This window comes from Aquirufa sp. A-Brett2-W8 (genome assembly GCF_054558755.1).
The window spans coordinates 36,778-58,173 of record NZ_JBPXKS010000010.1; the positions used below are offsets into that span (position 1 = coordinate 36,778).

General features: G+C 42.4%; 18 protein-coding genes. 5 read left to right on the plus strand and 13 right to left on the minus strand.

The features are described from left to right. Window positions 1-2 precede the first annotated feature (2 nt). Together gltX and ACST13_RS10535 are read right to left on the minus strand one after the other, a co-directional pair. On the minus strand, window positions 3-1,505 hold the full coding sequence (gene gltX / locus ACST13_RS10530) for a glutamate--tRNA ligase (protein ID WP_459523156.1): 1,503 nt from the start codon (window positions 1,503-1,505) through the stop codon (window positions 3-5). A 6-nt stretch (window positions 1,506-1,511) separates the two neighbouring features. Then, window positions 1,512-1,883, minus strand: a complete 372-nt coding sequence (locus tag ACST13_RS10535; RefSeq protein WP_459523157.1) for a Rid family detoxifying hydrolase — start codon at window positions 1,881-1,883, stop codon at window positions 1,512-1,514. Between the two features lie 74 nt (window positions 1,884-1,957). Between ACST13_RS10535 and ACST13_RS10540 the strand changes: the two genes are divergently transcribed. Then, the gene (locus ACST13_RS10540) at window positions 1,958-2,839 is read left to right on the plus strand and encodes a DMT family transporter (RefSeq protein WP_459523158.1); all 882 of its coding nucleotides are present in this window, start codon (window positions 1,958-1,960) and stop codon (window positions 2,837-2,839) included. A gap of 208 nt (window positions 2,840-3,047) precedes the next feature. Here ACST13_RS10540 and ACST13_RS10545 read toward each other — a convergent pair whose 3' ends face one another. Next, entirely contained in the window at window positions 3,048-4,142 is a 1,095-nt protein-coding gene (locus ACST13_RS10545; RefSeq protein ID WP_459523159.1) for a chorismate mutase, read from the minus strand. A 106-nt stretch (window positions 4,143-4,248) separates the two neighbouring features. On the opposite strand from ACST13_RS10545, the gene ACST13_RS10550 reads away from it, so the two are divergent. Next, complete coding sequence (locus ACST13_RS10550) at window positions 4,249-5,448, plus strand: proline dehydrogenase family protein (RefSeq protein ID WP_459523160.1); 1,200 nt, start codon at window positions 4,249-4,251, stop codon at window positions 5,446-5,448. Continuing rightward, on the plus strand, window positions 5,445-6,023 hold the full coding sequence (locus ACST13_RS10555; protein WP_459523161.1) for a lipoprotein signal peptidase: 579 nt from the start codon (window positions 5,445-5,447) through the stop codon (window positions 6,021-6,023). The genes ACST13_RS10550 and ACST13_RS10555 overlap by 4 nt, the downstream gene beginning before the upstream one ends. Window positions 6,024-6,073: 50 nt before the next feature. On the opposite strand, the gene ACST13_RS10560 is transcribed toward ACST13_RS10555, so the two are convergent. The 8 genes from ACST13_RS10560 to ACST13_RS10595 form a co-directional block, all read right to left on the minus strand. Continuing rightward, window positions 6,074-6,679, minus strand: coding sequence for an OmpH/Skp family outer membrane protein (locus ACST13_RS10560; RefSeq protein WP_459523162.1), 606 nt, complete (start codon window positions 6,677-6,679; stop codon window positions 6,074-6,076). A 46-nt stretch (window positions 6,680-6,725) separates the two neighbouring features. Beyond that, complete coding sequence (locus tag ACST13_RS10565) at window positions 6,726-7,307, minus strand: OmpH/Skp family outer membrane protein (RefSeq protein WP_459523163.1); 582 nt, start codon at window positions 7,305-7,307, stop codon at window positions 6,726-6,728. Window positions 7,308-7,312: 5 nt separating this feature from the next. Next, window positions 7,313-9,964, minus strand: coding sequence for an outer membrane protein assembly factor BamA (bamA, locus tag ACST13_RS10570; protein WP_459523164.1), 2,652 nt, complete (start codon window positions 9,962-9,964; stop codon window positions 7,313-7,315). 16 nt (window positions 9,965-9,980) lie between these two features. Then, window positions 9,981-10,721 carry an isoprenyl transferase gene (locus tag ACST13_RS10575; protein WP_459523165.1) on the minus strand — a complete coding sequence of 247 codons (741 nt, stop codon included), beginning with the start codon at window positions 10,719-10,721 and terminating at the stop codon, window positions 9,981-9,983. 73 nt (window positions 10,722-10,794) lie between these two features. Next, window positions 10,795-11,487: a DUF6089 family protein gene (locus tag ACST13_RS10580; protein WP_459523166.1), complete on the minus strand. Its 693-nt coding sequence runs from the start codon at window positions 11,485-11,487 to the stop codon at window positions 10,795-10,797. A 25-nt stretch (window positions 11,488-11,512) separates the two neighbouring features. Then, on the minus strand, window positions 11,513-13,051 hold the full coding sequence (locus ACST13_RS10585) for a DUF1501 domain-containing protein (protein ID WP_459523167.1): 1,539 nt from the start codon (window positions 13,049-13,051) through the stop codon (window positions 11,513-11,515). Window positions 13,052-13,053: 2 nt separating this feature from the next. After that, window positions 13,054-14,424: a DUF1800 domain-containing protein gene (locus tag ACST13_RS10590; RefSeq protein WP_459523168.1), complete on the minus strand. Its 1,371-nt coding sequence runs from the start codon at window positions 14,422-14,424 to the stop codon at window positions 13,054-13,056. Window position 14,425: 1 nt separating this feature from the next. Further along, window positions 14,426-14,899 carry a hypothetical protein gene (locus tag ACST13_RS10595; protein ID WP_459523169.1) on the minus strand — a complete coding sequence of 158 codons (474 nt, stop codon included), beginning with the start codon at window positions 14,897-14,899 and terminating at the stop codon, window positions 14,426-14,428. A 153-nt stretch (window positions 14,900-15,052) separates the two neighbouring features. Here ACST13_RS10595 and secA point away from each other — a divergent pair, with 153 nt between their 5' ends. Next, the gene (secA, locus tag ACST13_RS10600) at window positions 15,053-18,406 is read left to right on the plus strand and encodes a preprotein translocase subunit SecA (protein ID WP_459523170.1); all 3,354 of its coding nucleotides are present in this window, start codon (window positions 15,053-15,055) and stop codon (window positions 18,404-18,406) included. 449 nt (window positions 18,407-18,855) lie between these two features. Here secA and proB read toward each other — a convergent pair whose 3' ends face one another. Both proB and aat read right to left on the minus strand, forming a co-directional pair. Further along, complete coding sequence (gene proB, locus ACST13_RS10605; protein ID WP_459523171.1) at window positions 18,856-19,884, minus strand: glutamate 5-kinase; 1,029 nt, start codon at window positions 19,882-19,884, stop codon at window positions 18,856-18,858. Window positions 19,885-19,897: 13 nt separating this feature from the next. Next, the gene (gene aat / locus ACST13_RS10610; RefSeq protein ID WP_459523172.1) at window positions 19,898-20,506 is read right to left on the minus strand and encodes a leucyl/phenylalanyl-tRNA--protein transferase; all 609 of its coding nucleotides are present in this window, start codon (window positions 20,504-20,506) and stop codon (window positions 19,898-19,900) included. A 225-nt stretch (window positions 20,507-20,731) separates the two neighbouring features. On the opposite strand from aat, the gene ACST13_RS10615 reads away from it, so the two are divergent. Further along, complete coding sequence (locus tag ACST13_RS10615; RefSeq protein ID WP_459523173.1) at window positions 20,732-21,394, plus strand: GNAT family N-acetyltransferase; 663 nt, start codon at window positions 20,732-20,734, stop codon at window positions 21,392-21,394. Window positions 21,395-21,396: the final 2 nt, after the last annotated feature.

Here is a 21,396-nt window from a genome sequence, read left to right on the forward strand (position 1 = left end):
TTTTAAACGGTGGGAAATTTAGTTAAAGCTAATTTCAATCGCTCGATCACCTCCGATTTTCCCCATAATTGCATGGAAATCATTAAATCTGGACCCGCTCCATTGCCACTTAGCGCCACGCGCAAAATTTGCATCACCTTACCCATTTTTATTCCATTCGTTTCTAAAACGTCATGAATGGCCTGCTTAATGTTTTCTGGTTCCCAAGCATTCACCGCTGGCAAAGCCTGTAAAATAAATTTCAATCCACTGGCTGCATCCACATTCCATTTAGAAGCTAAAACAGCCTCTTCGTAAACCGCTGGGTGTGATTGAAATTCAGCCACCTTAGCCGCTAATTCTTGCGGAAAAGTGATGCGATCTAAAAACAAGTGAACAAAAGAAAGTCCTTGATCAGCTGGTAAAGAAGGTAAATAATCCTTCGCCAAAGCCACCGGATCCTGTAATTTCAAATATTGCTCATTAAACCATTGGGCTTTTTTCACATCGAACTTCGCCCCGGCTTTATTAATACGCTCTAAAGAGAATGCCTCCGTTAATTCTGTCAAGCTAAACATCTCTTGTTCCGTACCTGGATTCCAACCTAAAAAGGCTAAGAAATTCAAGGTAGCTTCCTTCAAATAACCTTCTTGCTTAAATCCTTTCGAAACCACACCCGTAGCCGGATCTGTCCATTCCATAGGAAAAACTGGGAAACCACCTAAATCCGCGTCGCGCTTCGATAATTTACCATTGCCTTCTGGCTTTAATAAAAGAGGTAAATGCGCGAACTGAGGGGCTTTCCAACCAAAAGCCTGATATAATAAAATATGCAATGGAGCCGAAGGCAACCATTCCTCCCCACGAATAACGTGGGTAATTTCCATAATGTGATCATCCACCACATTCGCTAAGTGGTAGGTAGGCATTCCATCGGATTTCATCAAGACCTTATCGTCGATGCTGGATGTATGAACGTGTACCCAATCACGAATGCTGTCTTGGAAGCGAACCTCGCCTTTCGTTGGAACTTTCAAGCGAATAACATAGGGAGTTCCATCTGCGATTAATTGATCCACTTCGGCCTGAGCTAAAGCAATTGAATTTTTTAACTTAACACGCGTTAAGGAATTGTATTGAAAAGCAGAACCTTGGCTTTCAAAACTGGTACGCATCGCGTCTAAATCTTCCGATGTGTCAAAGGCGTAATAAGCTTTTCCTTCTGCTAGTAATTGATCTGCATAGGCTTTGTATAGTACTTTGCGCTCGCTTTGGCGGTAAGGCTCATGTGGACCTCCCACGCCTACACCCTCATCTGGGCTGATACCTAACCAAGCTAGGCTATCAATAATATATTGCTCCGCACCGAGCACAAAGCGCGCCTGATCGGTATCTTCGATTCGTAACAAAAATTTACCGCCCATTTTGCGGGCAAACAGGTAATTATATAAAGCGGTTCTTACCCCTCCAATGTGGAGCGCTCCCGTAGGACTGGGTGCAAATCGAACACGTACTGAATTAGACATTTTATCTTATTTATAGGCAATACAGGAAATTTCAACTCGCACATCTTTAGGCAGGCGAGCGACCTCCACGGTTTCCCTGGCTGGAGGATTTGAGACAAAAAAACGACCGTAAACTTCATTTATTTGGCTGAAAAGATTCATATCCTTCACGAAAATGGAACATTTCACTACCTGATCAAAACTATACCCAGCCGCCGTCAATATATGTTGTAAATTCAACATCACTTGATTCGTCTCCTCTTCAATGGTTCCACCTGCATCAAAAACGGATAAAGCAATCTGTCCGGATACATAAAGGGTGTTATTCACCTCAACTGCCTGAGAATAAGGACCGATCGGAGCGGGTGCTTCAGGGGATAAAATTATTTTTTTTGTCATACCTTTGAAATGAAATGCAAGTTACCAAAATTTGAGCTAATCATCGAAATCCTGGCTTGCTTTGTTTGAAAATCATGCTGAAACGAATTTACTCTAACAAGGGTGTCTTTTTCATGTTGCTTTCCTCTCTTTGCTTCGCAATCATGTCCGCGATCGCGAAAGAAATGAGCCACACGTTTAACTCCATTCAGCTCGTATTTTTCCGCAGTGCCGTAGGTTTACCCTTTCTATTTATTAGTCTTTACCGCAAGCCCGCCGTTCAAGTAGGCGGCAAGCTCTATTTCATCATTTTGCGCGGCCTATTGGGCGCATTCACCCTGTATTGCCTCTTTTTTACCCTAGAGCATTTAGGTTTATCCTTAACAAACACCTACGGGCAGGCCTTCCCGCTCTTTATCGCGGTCTTTAGTTTTTTCTTATTACCAAACGAAGGTTTATCCAGCAAACAGGTTTTATTTCTACTCATCGGCTTTTTCGGCATTTTATTGATTTTTCAGCCCGGAAGCGGCGGATCGATTTGGCACCATAGCACCGGTATTATTTATGCCATTGGAACCGCCCTAGGCTATTTAGCCATCAAAGAGGCTCAGAAATACTATGACTCCCGCTGGGTAGTCATTTCCTTCATGGGGGCAGGATTAATCGCTTCGACCATCTCTTTGCTTACGGGGACTTTGGGTGGATTTGAAAATAGTTTTGTCACCGGTGTTTGGGTGCAACCTTCCATCGCGGAATGGTTAGCAGCACTCATCATGGGACTATTAGCCCTAGGAGTTCAATACTTCACTACCCAGGCACTATTAAATGAAAAAGCAAGTGTGGTAGGTGTCGTGGGAAATAGCGCCGTTATTTTCTCGATTATCATCGAGGTGGTTTTAGGCCATGGATTCCCCCATATCATAACGCTGATCGGTATGGGGCTGATTGTGTGGGCGGGGTATAAGATCAGTCGCTAGTCGCGACTTCTTAAAGCATAAAGCACAAAGAATAAAGTTTGAATCCGCTTCGCGGATGAATTTCAGAAAAATCCTTCACGAATTCATCGCCGGAGGCGATACCATCTCTATGCTTTATTCTTTGTGCTCTATGCTTTAAAATAAGAATGCTTAAAAATAAAAAAGGGCCCCTTCTAGGCCCTTTTTTATTTAGTCGAATAAGTCGCGATTAAACCGCTGCATTATTCATCACCTCCGTTTGCTTACGGATCGATTCTAAGTGAACTAATTTGAATAGTTCTTCGACGAACTCAGGATATAAAGCTAAGCCTTTGGCCTGATTAGCCCGATCATTATGCAATTGCTTCCAACGATCTAATTGCAATACCGCTACGTTATTATCGCGCTTGTATTCGCCTAATTTCTCCACTACTGACATACGTGCCGCAAGAACTTCTAATATTTCACGATCGATGTTATCAATTTTCTCGCGAAGGCTCGCTAATTCATCAGAGAAGTCAGCGCCGTAGTTCGCATTACGAACTTCTAAATCGCGTAACATTTCACCTAATTTCTCAGGAGTTACTTGTTGTGAGGCATCTGACCATGCAGCATCTGGATCGCGGTGAGTTTCGATGATCATACCATCGTAATTCAAATCCAAAATACGTTGAGATAATTCCATCAATAATTCACGCTTTCCAGCCATGTGAGATGGGTCACCGATCAAAGGCATTTGAGGGAACAAACGCTTTAATTCAACTGCCATCGCCCACATAGGTGAGTTACGGTACTTTGTTTCTTGTGCGTTAGAGAAACCACGGTGGATCGCTCCTAATTTCTTGATACCTGATCCTTGAAGACGCTCGAAAGCACCTACCCAAAGAGCTAAGTCTGGATTCACTGGATTCTTAACTAAAACAGGAACGTCTACTCCTTTCAAAGAATCCGCTAAATCTTGTACGTTAAATGGGTTAACCGTAGTACGAGCACCAATCCACAAAACATCAACGCCATATTTCAAGGCTAATTCAACGTGCTCTGGAGTAGCTACTTCAATCGCTAAAGGTAATCCTGTTTCTTTCTTCGCTTCTACTAACCACTTTAAAGCTGGTTCTCCCATCCCTTCAAAACTGCCTGGACGTGTACGAGGTTTCCAAACACCTGCTCGCATGATGTGAGCATAACCCTCCGCTTTAATACGGCGAGCTGTTTCTAATACTTGCTCTTCTGTCTCAGCTGAACAGGGACCCGCGATAATTAGGGGTTTTCCGTTCGTCTGAATCCAGTCTTGCATCGGTACAATGTCTAAATTGGCATTCATAATAATCTGACGGTTAACAAGGGTTTACACCCTTCGATTTATTTGTTTATTTATTTCTTAAGCAACCAAAAATAATTCAATTATATTTGCATCAATTTTCGCCCCAATGACAAAAAAAACCATGACATCAACCTCATCCAATTTATCGTTTGAGGATACTAAGATAGCATTCGCATCAAAAAACAATTTTCAGTTGAAGAAGTCCTATTGGATTTTCGCCACAATGAATCAAAATTGGCTTGTAAATTTAGGTACTTTTTTTATCAAATTGTTCCTTTTCCTGCATTTTCCCATCAAAAAAGTCATAAAAAGCACGATTTTCGCCCAATTTTGTGGGGGAGAAACCATAGATGGCTGTGAATCAACGATTCAGGAACTTGAAAAAGCAAAAATTGGCACCATTTTGGATTACTCAGTAGAAGGGGAAGAAAGCGAAAAATCATTCCAAAAAACGAAAGAGGAAATCCTCAAAACGATCCGAAAATCAGCTGAAAATCCAGCCATTCCTTTTGCTGTATTCAAAGTGACGGGGATCTTTAAGGCAGAGTTTTTGGAAATAGCACAAACTGAAGCCGGATTATCGGAAGAGGATCAGGAGAATTTTGATCATAGTAAGGAGTTATTTGGGGAAATATGCCAATTAGCGTATGACTTAAATGTTCGGCTTTTTATCGATGCAGAGGAAAGTTGGATTCAAACGACGATCGACCGATTGACGTATGAAATGATGGCAAAGTACAATCAAAAAACGGCCATCATCTACAATACTTTCCAAATGTACCGCCATGACATGCTGGCAAACTTACAAGAAGCGATTGCGGCGGCTAAGGAAAACAACTACTTATTAGGAGTGAAATTAGTTCGAGGAGCATATTTAGAAAAAGAACGTCAAAAGGCCCATGAAGAGGAGTATTCTGAACCTCTACATGTGTGCAAAGAAGATACCGATAAAGATTATGATTTAGGGGTGGAATTGTGTTTAAAGCACCTAGACCACGTACATTTTTGTATGGGAACGCATAATGAAGCGAGCTGTTTACGACTTTGTTATGCGATGAATGCGCTTCAAATTGCACAAAATCATCCCCATATTTATTTTGCTCAGCTATTAGGCATGTCAGATAACATCTCCTATAATTTAGCAGCATCGGGATATAATGTGGCAAAATATGTGCCTTATGGACCTGTGGATACCGTCATGCCCTATCTTTTCAGACGTGCAGAGGAGAATAGCTCCATTGCTGGACAAACCTCTCGTGAATTTGCCTTGCTACAAAAAGAAGTAAACCGCCGAAACAACGCATGAAAAACTACCGCTATTTCTTATTAAGTGCCTTCATTATTGCCTTGGATCAAGGGATTAAAATTGGGGTTCACACGTGGATGGAGCCAGGTTATTTTGGCCAAATTCCCCTTATCGGCGACTTCTTTAAATTACATTATACGCTGAACCCGGGTATGGCTTTTGGGATTCAAATTGGATCAATTTGGGGGAAATTAATCCTCACTACTTTCCGAATTTTTGCTATGTTCGGCCTCGGGTATTACTTGCATTCTTTAACGTTTAAAAATAGCCCCAAGGGTCTTTTAGTGTCGGTGGCCTTGATTTTAGGTGGGGCGATTGGCAATTTGATTGACTCTGTTTTTTACGGAGTTTGGTTTAATAATTCACCCGCTGGAGCACCCATGCAATGGTTTCATGGCCAAGTAATTGATATGTTTTTTGCTGATTTCTATGAAGGAACTTTGCCTACTTGGATTCCTTTATGGGGCGGATCGTATTATTCAACACCCATCTTTAATTTCGCGGATGCCGCCATATTTTGTGGCGTGATGTCTATATTATTGTTCCAGAATAAATTCCTCACAAAGGAACAATAAAAAAAGCCTGAACGTTTCCGATCAGGCTTCCCTCTATACTTTTAAAAGAATTACTTTTTAGGAGCTGCTGGCTTTGCTGCTGGCGCTGCTGGAGTCGCTGCTGCTGGAGCTGGTGCACCTGCAGGGCGAGGAGTAATTCCCATTTTCTTTAATACTAAGTCAGAAATATCTGCCTCTTCAGGGAAGTGCAATACCACTGGATTAGCACCTGTTCCTGGCTCATAGTTGTTAAAAACGAATGTATACGCATTCTCTTTAGCTACTACGTGCATGTTTTCTTCAATTTTCTTTACGATAGGTTGTAACAATTGAGCTTGCTTCTTTTGGATAGAAGTCTGCGCATTTTGTTGGAACTCTTGAATCGAAGTTTGCAAGTTCTGCAATTCCTTCTCTTTATCTTGTTTGATGATATCAGACGTGTTAGCTGGCATTTTCTCATAGACAGCTGCTTTATCTTGAAAATCTTTAATTTTCGCTTGAATCAATGTTTGGTATTGCTTCTCTGTATTTTTCAAATCTTCCTCTACTTGCTTAGCCTCTGGCATTTGGCTATAAATTTTCTCTTGGTAGATGAATCCGATTTTTACTTGAGCCGTAGCAGGCAAAGCAACTAATCCGAAAAGTAGGCCTGCGGCCAAAATAAACTTGTTTTTCATGAGTATTAATAATTTGTTTGTGTTCTCTGTATTATTTAGGGTAAAATTAATTCTTTTTAGGACTTTTCGGCTCTTGTGCCTCCTCTTTCTTTGCTTTTTCTACCAAATTAGGGTCTAACTCTAATCCAAGCTCTTCTAAAACATAGTCAGAATAGTCGTGAACTGGATTCGTATACAACAAGACTAAGCCATCATTCGCCTTATCAAAGATAAAATCCAAACGTTTTGCTCGAACAACTTTTTCAATCGCCTTTGCTATTTGGTCTAATATAGACTTAAACGCAGCTTGCTTTAACTTGAACAACTCGCCTTCTGCACCAAAAACTTGATTCTCAAAAGCCTTTGCTTCTTTGTTCTTTGCTTGAATCGCAGCTAAACGCTGTTGCTTTAGATCCTCCGTTAATAAAAGCTCTTCGAGTTTAAATTCTTTCTCAAGTTTATCTAGTTCCGTTTTTTTCTTATCTACCTCTGCTAACCAAGTCTTTGTATTCTGGTCTATCTGCTGCTGGACTTTGGCATAATCCGGCATCTTAGATGTAATGAATTCCGTATCCACATAACCGAATTTTTGCGCAAATGAAGCACTTGCAAAAAACAGAAACACGAGAAATGTCATCCAAAAACGCATCGCACTTATCTAAGTTGTTGGCCGATCGAGAAGGTAAATGCTTGACGTCCAAAATCAGTATCTCCCGGACGTGGCTTATCAAAGCCCATTCCATAATCAATTCCAATCATTCCAAAGGCTGGCATAAAGATACGCGCTCCTAAACCTGCCGATTTATACAAGTTAAATGGATTGTATTCATTTAATGACGAAAAGTTATTTCCTCCCTCAGCAAAACCTAATATGAAGATGGTAGCTGACGGATTCAAGGAAACTGGGTAACGAACTTCCATCACGAATTTGTTATACGCCACACCACCATTACCATAAGAACCTGACGGTCCAATCACACGGTCTTTATAACCTCTTAAACCGACGATATCACGGTTAAAGGAGAATCCTTGTACCATACCAGAACCTCCTAAGTCGAATCGTTCAAATCGAGTCGTCTCTTTGCCTCCATAAGATCCTAGGAATCCTAAGTGAGCGCGCGTATGTAAGATAAGCTTACCTACTAAAGGACTAAACCAACTTGCGTCCATCATCCACTTATGGTACTCGATTAAAAGATTATCTTTATTCAAACCTAAAAGAGTGAAGGGAGGTGTCAACGTGCCTGAAAGAGAAAAGCTAGATCCAGAACGCGGGAAAGTAGGATTATCAATACTATTTCTAGAGAAGTTCGTCATAAAGGTGACAGATGTAGAAATTCCTTGTGGGTAAGCCCAAGTATAATAGCGATCCACGTCGAAGCGAGAGAAAGAAATCGAATGGCTTAGCGAGAAATAATCATCTGGCCATTTTAATCTTTTTCCTAAACTTAAAGACAAACTAGTCACATTAAAGTGGGCATCTACTAAGGAATCAGGCACAGAGTAATTATTCATACCACCGTAACCTCCACCATAGCCACCAAAACCACCACCATAACCACCGAAACCGCCACCACCGAAACCACTGCCACCTAGGCCACCGCCACCGAAATTATTGTATCCCGTTTGACGAAATTTATACGGGTAAGAAATACTACTGTTTAACGCTATAGAGAAGGAGTTAGGCTTTTTACCTCCTAACCATGGCTCTGTAAATGTTAAGCTATAATTTTGAAAAGAAGCACCGTTTGCTTGAAAACGAATGGCTAGCTTTTGGCCATCTCCTGCAGGCAATGGATGGTAAGATTTCGTGTTAAATATGTTCTTCGCAGAGAAGTTATTAAATACAACCCCTAAAGTACCTACGAAGCCGATATAACCTCCCCAACCTCCGGAAAGCTCGATTTGATCCGATGCTTTTTCCTCTACATTATATTCAATGTCTACTGTTCCATCAGGACGAGGAATCGGGTTAGGGCTAATTTTTTCCGGGTTAAAATATCCGATAGTTGAAAGCTCGCGCACCGTACGAATGATGGCTGATTTATTAAACTTTTGACCTGGTAAAGTACGAATCTCCCGCATCACCACGTGATCGGATGTTTTCGTGTTACCATTTAAAGTCACTTTATTAATCGTTGCCTGCTTACCTTCCGAGATACGAATAGTTAAGTCTATTGAATCGCCTTCGATGGCTGTTTCCACTGGTTCTGCGTGGTAGTATAAATACCCATTATCCATGTAGACCGAACTTAAGTCCTCGCCAGGATTTGAATTCATTTTCTTATCTAACTCCTCCGTATTATACACATCGCCTTTCTTTACACCTAACACATCCCGTAATAAGGAATCTGGATAAATGTAATTTCCTTCAAAGCGAATGCTTCTATAATAGTATTTAGCACCTTGAACGATGTTTAATACCAGATTAATCGATTCATTATTAAAATTAGCCACGGAGTCAGACTTCAGTTGGAAATCGCGGTAGCCTAATTTATTCATCGCCTCTAACAGTTTCTGCTTATCTTCATCCCACTTCTTAGGAACGAATTTAGAGGGCTTGAAAACGCGTCCAAAACGGATCTGCTTCGTATTCTTAATCTTTCTTAAAATCAACGATCGGTATTTTTCATCAATACCATTCAAGACAATTTTATTCACCTTTACCTTCTCCCCTTTATCCACCACTATTTGTAATATGGCATTATTCCCCCGAAGCGAATCTGTCTTAATCGTCGATTTAGTCTTCGCGTTTAAACGACCCTTTTCCTGGTAGTATTTGCGAATGGTAAGCTCTAGATTTTTACGAAGTGTTTCTGTGATGATCTTACCTTTATACGTCTTCATTTTTTCATTCAACGCCTCTTGCTCGCCTTTTCTGATACCCGTATATTGAATCGAGGCCAAACGAGGTCGCTCTTTTAATTCAATCACTAACCAAATTTTTCCTTCCTCTGACTTCGTAGCATAAATTAGGACCTCATCTAAGATACCTTGATTCATGATTTTGCGAATCGCCGCTCCAATGGCATCACCAGGCACTTTAATTTTATCCCCTACCTGTAAACCCGAGATATTGATCATGGAAGTTCCATCATAAAACTGAGAACCTGTAACCTGTATATCGGCGATGGAATATTCCTTAGGATCTGCATACGAAAAGCTCGTTTCCGGAAGCGAAGAGCTGATAGAACGCACTCCACCCAAAATTTGGGCAGAAGCAGAATAAGCTCCAAAGATAAAAATCAGTAGTCCTAAAAAGAGGCTAATTTTATTCATTAATCGGGTGGCAATTGATTTTTTCATACGGGGGCTTCAGCCCTTAATTTAATTGTTCACTTATCTTTCCAAAACGTCTTTCACGGATTTGAAAGTCTATAATTGCCTCCTTTAGATGTTCTTTTCTAAAGTCAGGCCAAAACAAATCTTCAAAAATATACAATTCTGCATAGGCTAATTGCCACAGCATAAAATTACTAATCCGGTGATCTCCACCGGTTCTAATCATCAAATCTGGATCAGGCATTTCTGCCGTAGACAAATAGGATTGTATGGTATTTGAATCTATCGATTCAATATTTAATTCTCCACTTTTTACTTTTTCAGCAATCTGCTGGGTCGCTTGAACTAAATCCCATTTCCCAGAATACGAAAGCGCTAAATTCAAGGTTAAACCCTTATTATTTGCTGTTTTCGCCATTGCTTTCTCTAATTCTACCCTAGAAGATGTCGGTAATTTATTTAAATCCCCGATCGCTTTTAGGCGAATATCTTTCTCAATCATGCCAGGTAATTCATCTTTAATCGCAGAGACTAATAGACTCATTAAGGCGCTCACTTCCGCCTTAGGACGATTCCAATTCTCAGTAGAAAAGGCATAAAGCGTTAAAAACTTAACTCCTAATTCGCCACATCCTTCGATTGTTTCACGAACTGCCTTTAAAGCAGAACGATGTCCAAAAACGCGGTCCATGATCCCTTGTTGATTTGCCCATCGACCATTACCATCCATAATAACGGCGATGTGTACAGGAACATTACGTAGATCAATTATTTCTTTCAATTTAAATCAAGGATTTGCATGTAACAAGATGGCAAATGTAGTCATATTGACCACTCTATCCAATTAAAACTTGTTAATAGGTAGGACAAAAAACAGATTGAATCGTGTAAGTGACCGTTATGGATGAATTCAAATATTGATCTCCTTTGGTTAAATTAAAGGACGCTTCTCCTTCAGACAAAGGTCGATCTAACGCGTCTGTAAACGTCTTTCTAGCCCCTAAATCCCATTGAACACCCCAACTAGGTGACAATTGGTATTTAAAACCGATTCCGAAAGGGAGCGCATAACTCATCTTCGTATTGGTCTTAAAAGCTACGGCATCTTGCGTTCCTGACACTTTAGCAAATACAGTAGAAGCACCTATATAGAAATAGGGAGTCCAGTTGTTCACCCGTTTTACGGAGTTTTGGTAATTCAAGAAATTATATTCTACTAACGCATCTAATCCAAAAATCGATGTCGCAAAATTCGTCACAGGAAGTCCCGCCGTTACAGGGGAAACACGATTTCCAGTCCCTCCACGCAAATCAGTCATCACCGCCTGAAGCCTGTAAGCAAACGTGGGGTTATTCTGATAACGCGCTTGTAGATTTAGGGCAGGCCGCGTCATCGCAAACTCTTTGTTATTAGGCAAAGTATGCCAATTTGCCCAAGTACCATGGTATAAGGAACCGCCTAAGCCAGCACCATAGGACCAACGCTGTGCGCTTGCTGACAAGCTAAAGAGCGTTAATAAAAGCAAGAAATAGAGGTTCTTTTTCATCAATCTACAAATATAAACAAAGAATCTAATTTGCGATGATTAATCGTTTGGTAATTCTTTGACCCGTTGATGCAGCTAAACTAAAAAGGTAAGTACCGGACGGCATTTGTGCTATATCTACCGGGTAAGTATACGTTCCATTGGCTAAGTCACCTTCAAAAATTAGACCGAGTTTTTGGCCTTGCATATCAAATAAAGCTAGCTCCACTCGCATAGATACGAAAACAGCAAATTGAATGCGAACCTGTCCAGAGGCTGGATTAGGAGCTGGATCCATCAATATCATTTTCACTCCAGCCTCTTCAATCAGTGGAGAATTAATGAATAGTGGCAAGCGATCAAAGGATTTCTTAAAGATGGCAGTAGTACTGGCGGCTGATAAACCTAAGTGATCAGATAATACCGTTGAATATACTTGGCGGTAATCGAATTTAGCCTTAATATCTCCATTGCTGTCTACGTCAATCAAATTTGGATTCTCGCCTACTAGTCCCCCTCGAACCGTATTCCCTATAACGAACATCGGTGCCGCAGTTCCATGATCCGTGCCGGTGGTTCCGTTTTGATTTACGCGACGACCGAATTCAGAGAAAGTCAGTAAGGTAACTTTATCGGCTTTATTTTGGGTTTTGAGATCTTTCTGAAAGGCTGAAACTGCATCCGATATTTGCTTCCATAGATTCGCATGCTGGTTTAATTGATTCGCATGGGTGTCGAATCCACCTATCGTGCATAAATAGACAGGCGTTTCTAGGCCTCCGGTGATTAATTTTGCCACGATGCCTAATTGCCTTGCTAAATTAGTATTGGGATAGGTCAAAGAATTCAATCCTTTCAAGGCTTTGTCCCGAATAATGGTAGAATATTGCAAGGAGGTACTGGATATTTGCTTTAAAAACGCTAATTCATCCCCGGCAAGTGTAGCGGGAGGAATTTCATCATCCGTCAAGGTGCCGGAAACTAATTGGTAGAAGAGATTGGGGTCTTCGAAAACAGTACCGAAACGGCCTACATCTGACTGAAACAATAAGGATTCGACAGAGCCTAATTGGATGGCCATTGGTTGCGATGGCATGGCAATAGGATAAGATGGGTATTTTTCTGCCAAATAACGAGCAGCCCAACCCTCTTCCCATACTACGTTTGCATCCGAGCCCGTATTCCAAATATCCGTGGCACGGAAATGAGAACGATTGGGGTTTGCGTAGCCAACGTTTTGGACAATAGCTACATTCCCCTGATCATATAAGGACTTGATAGCGGTCATGGAAGGATGCAAATACATCCCATTTTTCAAGGCTAAGGCATCGGCTTTTTTAATGGCGATATCAGGTCGCTTAGAAAAATAAGTGTCATTTTCAGCTGGAATAACCGTATTTAAGCCATCGTTCCCGCCAGATAATTGAATGATAACGACCACGTTTCCTGAGGGAACAGAGGCCGCTAAACCAGCTGGCAATTGCGCATAGGCCTGTCCTGGAATACCCGAAATACCAATTCCAACACCACCCGAAAGCAGTGCCATTCTTCGCAAAAATTCAGCTCTTGATAGGTCTTTTTTCATGATTAACAGAGTTGAAATTCAGGTAAGCGCATCACTGCCTTAAAAAATTGCTGCAAATTCACATTCGCACCGGGTGAATAAGTGGAATAATTCTTCACGATTGTTCCAGCTAACAAGGTTTCTAAGAGAAAGGCCTTCTTTTTTACGGTGGGAGGAAAGGCCAAAAATAAAAGGCAAACGTCATCCACGAATTCTACTGCCTTTTCTGAATTAGTAAAGCTTTGGGCATAGGTTAGGGCAAATAGTTTACCCGTTACCGCTACGCCATTATAGCGTTTACCGGTGATTAAAGAATCCGAAAATCCCCCCCGATAAGAATAGGTGGTCGAAGAAATCCATTCTCGCTGACCTGGCCAACCCGCTACATCAGGTGGCTGGAATAATTGCATTTGAAGGACTTTCGACATCTCATACATATTGATGTAGTCAGGCGAAGGTAATTCTAAGAGCTTTGACGCTCCCACCATTAATTCCGTAGGATTTTTAATTTTGCTGCCGATGTAGGCTGCTGAATAAAATTCATCGGAGGTAAATAGAAACTTCAGCAGTGGCTTGATTTCGTAGTTATTGGACCTCAGAACAGCGGCCATTTGAAGGACAAAAGCTTCGTTCGGTTTATAGAAAACAAATTCTTTATAGAGCTTACGGCAGATAAATTCGGCGGTGGCTTTTTGGGTAAAAATGTGGTCCACTAAGGAGTTTACATCAAATTTAGCCGTTTTACCCAGCACGGTTACGCTGGCTTCCGTATACCAGCGGGAGGCGACAAAGGTGGCCGTTAATCCACTTACCTGCCAACCGGAAAGGACTTTTGCCGCTTGTTTTACATCTGTCTCGGTGTAATTACCGATCCCCATGGTAAATAATTCCAATAGCTCGCGGCCATAATTCTCATTCGGAACTGAACCACGTGAATTATTACCGTCTAAGTAAATCAGCATCGCAGGATCGATCGAAATCTCTTTCACTAACTGCTTGAAATTCCCAAAGGCATATTTGCGAAACAGGGCGTTTTGGGCGTACATGTTTTGGGGATATTGTACTTTATCCCGCTCATTTGCAAAATGGTTATGAAAGAAGAGCACCATTTTCTCTCGCATACTCAAACCCTCTTTGTGCATCCGGTTAAACCACCAATAATTAAATTCGCGGTACCAAGTTCCCGTTTCACCCGAAGTATTCTGAGAGGCGGCTGGTACCGTATTCACCCAGGTATTGGGCGCAGCTGGAAGGGGAGAATCTTTTAAAATAGCCTGATCTAGCAGATCAGTAAAAGACGCGTAGCCTTGGGCAGCGGACAAATCATTTTTTGAATACCCAAAAAGGCTTCTAGATAATAAATGGGCAATATTTTTTGCGTTCCAAGCAGGCATATTATTCCGTGAATTTGATTCGCATCGTCGTATCAGGTTTAGAAAAACGCTGAACGCGAACATCAAGTAAACTAGCTATTTTATCAACTCGCTGGGGAACAGCAATTTGGTCAAAGAAAACTGGATCAGCTTCCACTAAATCAACGATCTTCTTCTCTCCTTTCTTTCCTACTATCACGAGGTAATAATGAATTTCACTCGGATGCTTAGCGTCAGTATATTTTTTGCGAATGGTTCCATTCCAACTCATTTCGGTAATCTCATCCGGCTCATTATATACTTTGGCTGACCAAAGATTAGGCAAGAAAATCTGCGCCGCAAAGGCGATGCCTGTCATGGCAATGAGAATAGATCCGAAGTTTTTTCCAAAAAAATCATCCTTGTTCGCGGAAGAACCGCCACCCATTCCTCCGAATAGGGGCATTTTTAATTTTTTGCGCGGAGCTCTGCGAGGTGCAGACGTGACAGTAGACATGTATTAAAACAGAATTACTTACAAAAAAAGTTAATTAATTTGTATTTTAAAAATTTTTGGGATTAATATTATCGAATATAGTTAGGATAAAAATTCAAATTGGTAAATTGCCTTTTCATTTTTACAAACGCCTACAAAGCATAGATTATTATAATGATTTCATTCATCAGTAAATCGGTAACGAAAATTTTTGGCACGAAATCAGAACGCGACATTAAAGCGTTGATGCCGATCGTTGAGAACATAAAAATCGAGTACGCTAAATTAACTAGCTTATCGGATGACGAATTACGTGGAAAAACGGCGGAATTCAAGTCTCGTATTGCTGCATCTTTAGCAGACATAGATAATCAAATCACCTCCCTACATAGTTCTGCTGAAGAAACAGAGGATGTAGATGCGAAAGATCGTTATTTCCAAGAAATCGATGCATTAAACATCGAACGTAATTCAAGTTTAGAAGTCGTGTTGCTGGAAATCTTACCAGAAGCCTTTGCGGTAGTGAAGGAAACAGCGCGTCGTTTCACAGAGAATAAACAATTAGTCGTTTCAGCGACGGTAGAAGATAAATTTATTGCCTCTAAGAAGAAGAATGTGGTGATTGAGGGGGATAAAGCGGTTTGGAAAAATCAATGGTTAGCTGCTGGAAATGAGATTACCTGGGATATGATTCACTATGATGTGCAACTTATCGGGGGTATCGTATTGCACCAGGGAAAGATATCTGAGATGGGAACTGGAGAGGGTAAAACACTCGTTTCGACGCTTCCCTCCTATTTAAATGCTTTAGCCGGTCGCGGTGTTCACTTAGTAACCGTGAATGATTACTTAGCAAAACGTGACTCGGAGTGGAATGCGCCCTTATTTGAATTCCACGGTTTAAAAGTGGATTGTATTGATAAGCACGAGCCGAATACAGAAGAACGTCGCGTGGCCTATTGGGCCGATATTACGTATGGTACGAATAATGAATTTGGCTTTGATTATTTGCGCGATAATATGGCGCGTAGTTTAGAGGATCAAGTCCAAAGACCACACCATTTTGCGATGGTCGATGAGGTCGATTCCGTGTTAATTGATGATGCGAGAACACCCTTAATTATCTCTGGACCTATCCCAAAAGGTGATGAACAAGAGTTCGAAGCCTTTCAACCGCGCATTCATTCTTTAGTCGAAGCACAGAAACAAATCGTCCAAAACTTCTTGGTCGAAGCGAAGAAATTAATCGCCGCTGGAAATAAAAAAGACGGTGGATTAGCTCTTTATAGAGCATATAAAGGATTACCGAAGTCGAAGCCATTGATTAAATTCTTGTCTGAAAGTGGCATGAAGCAATTGATGAATGAGACGGAGAGTATTTTCTTAGCGGACAATCAAAAACTGATGCCAGAAGCGCACGAGCCGCTTTTATTCACCATTGAAGAGAAGAATAATCAAGTAGAATTGACCGAAAAAGGCTTAGCCTTCATGAGCGGTAATACGGAAAATCCGAATTTCTTTATTTTGCCTGACCTTTCCATTGACCTAAATAAGATTGAGCAAAACAAGGAATTGAGTGATGCCGATCGTTTAGGCGCTAAGGAGAAGTTGATTCAAGAATATAACGAGAAAGCGTCTCGCATTCATACGGTTAGTCAATTATTGAAGGCCTATACCTTATTTGAGAAAGATACCGAGTATATCCTAGTGGAAGGCAAAGTGAAGATTGTGGATGAGCAAACGGGTCGTGTGATGGAAGGACGTCGTTATTCGGATGGTTTACACCAGGCGATAGAGGCGAAAGAAGGGGTTAATGTAGAGGATGCGTCCCAAACCTATGCCACAGTTACCCTCCAAAACTATTTCCGCATGTACCATAAATTAGGTGGTATGACGGGAACGGCGGAGACGGAAGCGGGCGAGTTTTGGACGATTTATAAATTAGATGTCATTTCTATTCCGACAAATCGCGTGATTCAACGTGATGATCATGAGGATAAAGTATACCGCACGGTGCGCGAGAAGTATAATGCGGTGGCAGAGGAAATTCAGGAATTAGTGGCAGCAGGGCGTCCCGTCTTAGTAGGTACTACTTCCGTGGAAAACTCGGAATTGATCAGTCGACTTTTGACGATTCGTAAGATTCAACACAATGTATTAAATGCCAAACAACACGCTCGCGAGGCGGATATCGTCGCAGAAGCGGGTCAATCTGGCAAGGTAACGATCGCCACTAACATGGCGGGTCGTGGTACCGATATTAAACTGAGCCCAGAATCGAAGGCGGCAGGTGGTCTAGCGATCATCGGTACAGAACGCCACGAATCTCGTCGCGTCGATCGCCAATTACGTGGTCGTGCCGGACGTCAAGGGGATGTGGGTTCCTCTCAATTCTTCGTATCTCTAGAGGACAACTTAATGCGTCTATTCGGTTCAGACCGTATCGCGAAAGTGATGGATCGCCTAGGAATGGAAGAAGGAGAAGTGATTCAACACTCCATGATTACCTCGTCGATCGAAAGAGCGCAGAAGAAGGTGGAGGAGAATAACTTTGGCATTCGTAAACGTCTATTAGAATATGATGACGTGATGAATTACCAACGTAACGCCATTTATAAGCGTCGCCAAAACGCCCTTTTAGGCGAACGTCTTTCACTGGATATCATCAACATCTTGTTCGATGTGTGCCGTGATATTTCGACTCAGTTCACGAGCTACGAAGATTTCGAATTAAAGACGATTGAACTATTAGGCATGGAGCCGCCATTCGAGGCTTCAGGGTTTACTAAATTGACTGCGGACCAAAAAACGGAACAATTATTCCTCGCGGCAGAGCAACATTATAAGTCGAAAAACGAGTTCATCGCCTCCCAAGTCATTCAAGTAGCTCAAGAAGCGAAGCAACACAACTATTCCGGCATTCAAGTGCCGATAAGCAATGGTCAAATGACCACAGCCATCGTCGTAGATGCCGATAAAACGATCCAATCTCAAGGGAAAGAGGTGGTAAAAGAGATGGAGAAATTCATCACTTTATCGCTCATCGACCAAGAATGGAAAGAGCATTTACGCGAAATGGATGATTTGAAACAATCGGTTCAAAACGCCGTATTCGAACAAAAAGATCCTTTATTGATTTACAAATTCGAATCAGTGAACCTTTTCCAACGTTTCGTCTCCCGTGTGAACATGGATACCATCAGCTTTGTCATTAAAGCTGAAATTCCAGCCATTCAACAAACGAATCAATCCGCTGCTAAAGCTCCCAAAGAAAAAGCGCCTAAACTGCAAATGAGCAAAGACGATGCCATCTCTTCCTTAATAGGCGGCCTTTCCGGTTCTCAAGAAGAATACCACGACCCATCTACCCCTTCGGTTGAACGCGCGGCTCCTCGCCAAGCAATCAAAATCGCAGACCGTAACCAACGTGTCACGGTGCAATTCGCTGATGGAAGCATCAAAGAAAATGTGAAGTACAAGACGGTGGAGCAGGATGTGGATAGTGGGAGAGCGGTGGTGATAGCTTAGTGCGCTTTTGCGCTACGCGCAAAACGGCGCGACTAAGCTAGTCGGCGCGGAGCGCCTTAGTCAAAGGGTCGTTGCTGCGCAACTTAGTCGGCGCAAAGCGCCTTAGTCAAAGGGTCGTTGCTGCGCAACTTAGTCGGCGCAAAGCGCCTTAGTCGACTTCGTCTTAGTCACGACTACGTCGTTCAGTCATCGCTACGCGATTTAGTCGGCGCGGAGCGCCTTAGTCAAAGGGTCCGGAGAGAAATCAATCTTTTCGGACTTTTTTATTTTATGGCATGCCGTGACTAAATCGCGCAGCGATGACTAAGTCCGCAGGACGACTAAACGACGAAGTCGTGACTAAATCGCGCAGCGATGACTAAGTCCGCAGGACGACTAAACGACGAAGTCGTGACTAAATCGCGAAGCGATGACTAAGTCCGCAGGACGACTAAACGACGAAGTGGCGACTATATAAGAACTATGTCGTCAGCATTGGCTACTTCCACCCCATTGCTAGCCCCCTCCAGCTCCGCCTTCGAGCATCTAGCTCTTGCAATGGCAAATGGAGTTTTCGTGGAATCTAATAATTCAATTACTTCGCCTTTCACGAAATCGCCTAGGATTTCGGTGATGCCGACGGAAAGTAGGCTTTTGCGGGAATTGATGGCTTTGACGGCGCCTTTGTCTAGGACGACTTTGCCGGTGATGAGGCTGCCTGCGGCAAGCCATTTTTGACGCGCGGTTAAGCTGGCTTTGCCCGCTTCGAAGATGGTGCCTATTTTTTCGTGTAGGGCATCGACGATTCCGCCGGCTTGATCTAGACCAAAAATAACTACTTTGATGCCTAAGCGCATGGCGAGGCGGGTGAAGGTGAGTTTGGAGATCATTCCGCCTAGGCCTGTTGATGAGGTATCGGAGGAAACGACGGATAAAGTGGAGGCGTCGATTTTAGAGACGTGGCGAATGATTTCGCCTTTTGCGTCTAAAAGGCCTCCGACCGAAGTCGATATAAGTAGTTTTTCTGCGCCGAAGCCGGTCGCGATGAGGGTCGCGAGTTCGTCGTTATCGGAGAATTTTAGTTCGGTATTAGAGACGACGTCATTTTCGTTTGCGATGGGAATGACGTTGCTTTTCCAAAGTTCGGTATAGGTTTCCTTTAGTTGCAGGAAGGATTCGCGATTGGAAAAGTGGTGGCGTTCGCAAAGCGATTGGGCGATGGCGATGCCGTATTTTGAGAAAAAGTGGTTGTATTTAGCGATTAGGATGGGATTTCCGATCGCTGCGGCGGCTTTTCTTTCGGAAAGGGTGCCTTTGTAATTCAGTAAAAATGCCTTGCCTGCTGCGACGGCGCCGGAGGAAACGAGGACGATATGGTAGTCTTTTGTGAGGGTGGAAACTTGTGCCGCGATCTTCTCCAAAGTCTGCTCATTTACCTCCCCGTTTTTATGGGTGATGGAGGAGGAACCGAATTTGATGACAAGAATGGGCTTAGACATGCCGCAATTTACGTTAAATCGTGGGTTTCTGAAAGTCGCAGGTGCTTTTTAGGGCTTTGGCGAGTCTCTTTTTGTATTCTGATCGGGTAATTTCGATGGCTCCGTAGCGCAAGACGTTGTCGTTCATGAATTGTGAATCGAGTAAGGAGTAGTTTTGTTCGCGCAGGATTTGGACCAAATAATGAAAGGCTATTTTCGACGAATTAGAAACCAACGAGAACATGGATTCGCCAAAAAAGGCGCCTCCCAATGCCACGCCATACAATCCTCCCACTAAAATTTCGTCTTGCCAGGCCTCCACGGAATGCGCTAATCCCATCTTATGTAAGCTTGTATAAGCCTGGACAAGCTCTTCTGAAATCCAGGTTTCCTCCTCACCAGGGCGAGGCAGGGCACAATTCCGCATCACTTGTTCGAAACAGGTATTAATGCGAATTTCAAAACGCTTTTGATTAATGAATGGCTTGAGTGATTTAGCAGGCTTATAGGTTTCGATGGGAATGATCGCCCGGGGATCTGGACAATACCAAAGAATCTCGCCGGTCTCTTCAGCCATCGGAAATGCGCCAGACACATAGGCGTAAACGAGGGTTTCGGCAGTGAGTGGAGAAGGGTCTAACATCAAATAATTTTGGGTTTATTGGGATTTAAACGAAGATTTACCGAAATTAGACCGTTAAATGTGTATTGCAGTTAACAAAACTCATGGTAAAACTAAGAAATGGCCTTTACTAATTCAAATTATTACTCCACATCTATTCTCCGACGAAGGAGACGATTCATCTTTCGGGTCTGATACCCAGAAGGTGTGTGTAATTTGTCTCATTCTTACCATTTTCGTCCATTCATGAATAAATATACAGTTCAAGTGGCTAGCGAACAACATTTCGCCTTAGCCGAATCCATCTGCCACGAGATGGCTGAATCAGCCAAAGCACGCGGAACTGGAATTGCCAAGCGTACTCCCGAATACCTTAAAGAGAAGATGTCCGAGGGCAAAGCCATCATCGCTACTGATGACGCAGACGGCTCTTTTGTGGGTTTCTGCTATGTGGAAACGTGGCAGCACGGGAAGTTTGTCGCTAACTCGGGATTGATTGTAAAGCCCGCTTTCCGGCAGTTTGGGGTGGCCAAAGCCGTAAAAGAGCGCGCTTTTGAATTATCGCGCGAACGTTTCCCTGAGGCTAAAATCATTGGTATCACGACTTCGTTAGCCGTCATGAAGATTAATTCCGACTTAGGCTATGAACCTACGACTTTTGCGGAGTTACCGGTAGATGATAATTTCTGGAAGGGATGTGAATCCTGTGTGAATTTTGACATTCTGACGCGAACCGAACGTAAGATCTGTTTGTGTACGGGAATGATTTTTGACCCTGAAAATCCAGACAAAAAATCACCAGAAGAGAAAGACGAAAAGTGGTTATTCTTGAAGAATATCGCTGATTTTACGCGTCTAAAGAAGTTTAAAGAGAAATTATTACTGCCTTTTAAAAAGAAGGTGAAATAGAT

Bases quoted from the DNA above. Each gene is read 5' to 3' on its own strand.
- gltX (WP_459523156.1), bottom strand. From the start codon at position 1,505: ATGTCTAATTCAGTACGTGTTCGATTTGCACCCAGTCCTACGGGAGCG.
- ACST13_RS10535 (WP_459523157.1), bottom strand. From the start codon at position 1,883: ATGACAAAAAAAATAATTTTATCCCCTGAAGCACCCGCTCCGATCGGT.
- ACST13_RS10540 (WP_459523158.1), top strand. From the start codon at position 1,958: ATGCTGAAACGAATTTACTCTAACAAGGGTGTCTTTTTCATGTTGCTT.
- ACST13_RS10545 (WP_459523159.1), bottom strand. From the start codon at position 4,142: ATGAATGCCAATTTAGACATTGTACCGATGCAAGACTGGATTCAGACG.
- ACST13_RS10550 (WP_459523160.1), top strand. From the start codon at position 4,249: ATGACAAAAAAAACCATGACATCAACCTCATCCAATTTATCGTTTGAG.
- ACST13_RS10555 (WP_459523161.1), top strand. From the start codon at position 5,445: ATGAAAAACTACCGCTATTTCTTATTAAGTGCCTTCATTATTGCCTTG.
- ACST13_RS10560 (WP_459523162.1), bottom strand. From the start codon at position 6,679: ATGAAAAACAAGTTTATTTTGGCCGCAGGCCTACTTTTCGGATTAGTT.
- ACST13_RS10565 (WP_459523163.1), bottom strand. From the start codon at position 7,307: ATGCGTTTTTGGATGACATTTCTCGTGTTTCTGTTTTTTGCAAGTGCT.
- bamA (WP_459523164.1), bottom strand. From the start codon at position 9,964: ATGAAAAAATCAATTGCCACCCGATTAATGAATAAAATTAGCCTCTTT.
- ACST13_RS10580 (WP_459523166.1), bottom strand. From the start codon at position 11,487: ATGAAAAAGAACCTCTATTTCTTGCTTTTATTAACGCTCTTTAGCTTG.
- ACST13_RS10585 (WP_459523167.1), bottom strand. From the start codon at position 13,051: ATGAAAAAAGACCTATCAAGAGCTGAATTTTTGCGAAGAATGGCACTG.
- ACST13_RS10590 (WP_459523168.1), bottom strand. From the start codon at position 14,424: ATGCCTGCTTGGAACGCAAAAAATATTGCCCATTTATTATCTAGAAGC.
- ACST13_RS10595 (WP_459523169.1), bottom strand. From the start codon at position 14,899: ATGTCTACTGTCACGTCTGCACCTCGCAGAGCTCCGCGCAAAAAATTA.
- secA (WP_459523170.1), top strand. From the start codon at position 15,053: ATGATTTCATTCATCAGTAAATCGGTAACGAAAATTTTTGGCACGAAA.
- proB (WP_459523171.1), bottom strand. From the start codon at position 19,884: ATGTCTAAGCCCATTCTTGTCATCAAATTCGGTTCCTCCTCCATCACC.
- aat (WP_459523172.1), bottom strand. From the start codon at position 20,506: ATGTTAGACCCTTCTCCACTCACTGCCGAAACCCTCGTTTACGCCTAT.
- ACST13_RS10615 (WP_459523173.1), top strand. From the start codon at position 20,732: ATGAATAAATATACAGTTCAAGTGGCTAGCGAACAACATTTCGCCTTA.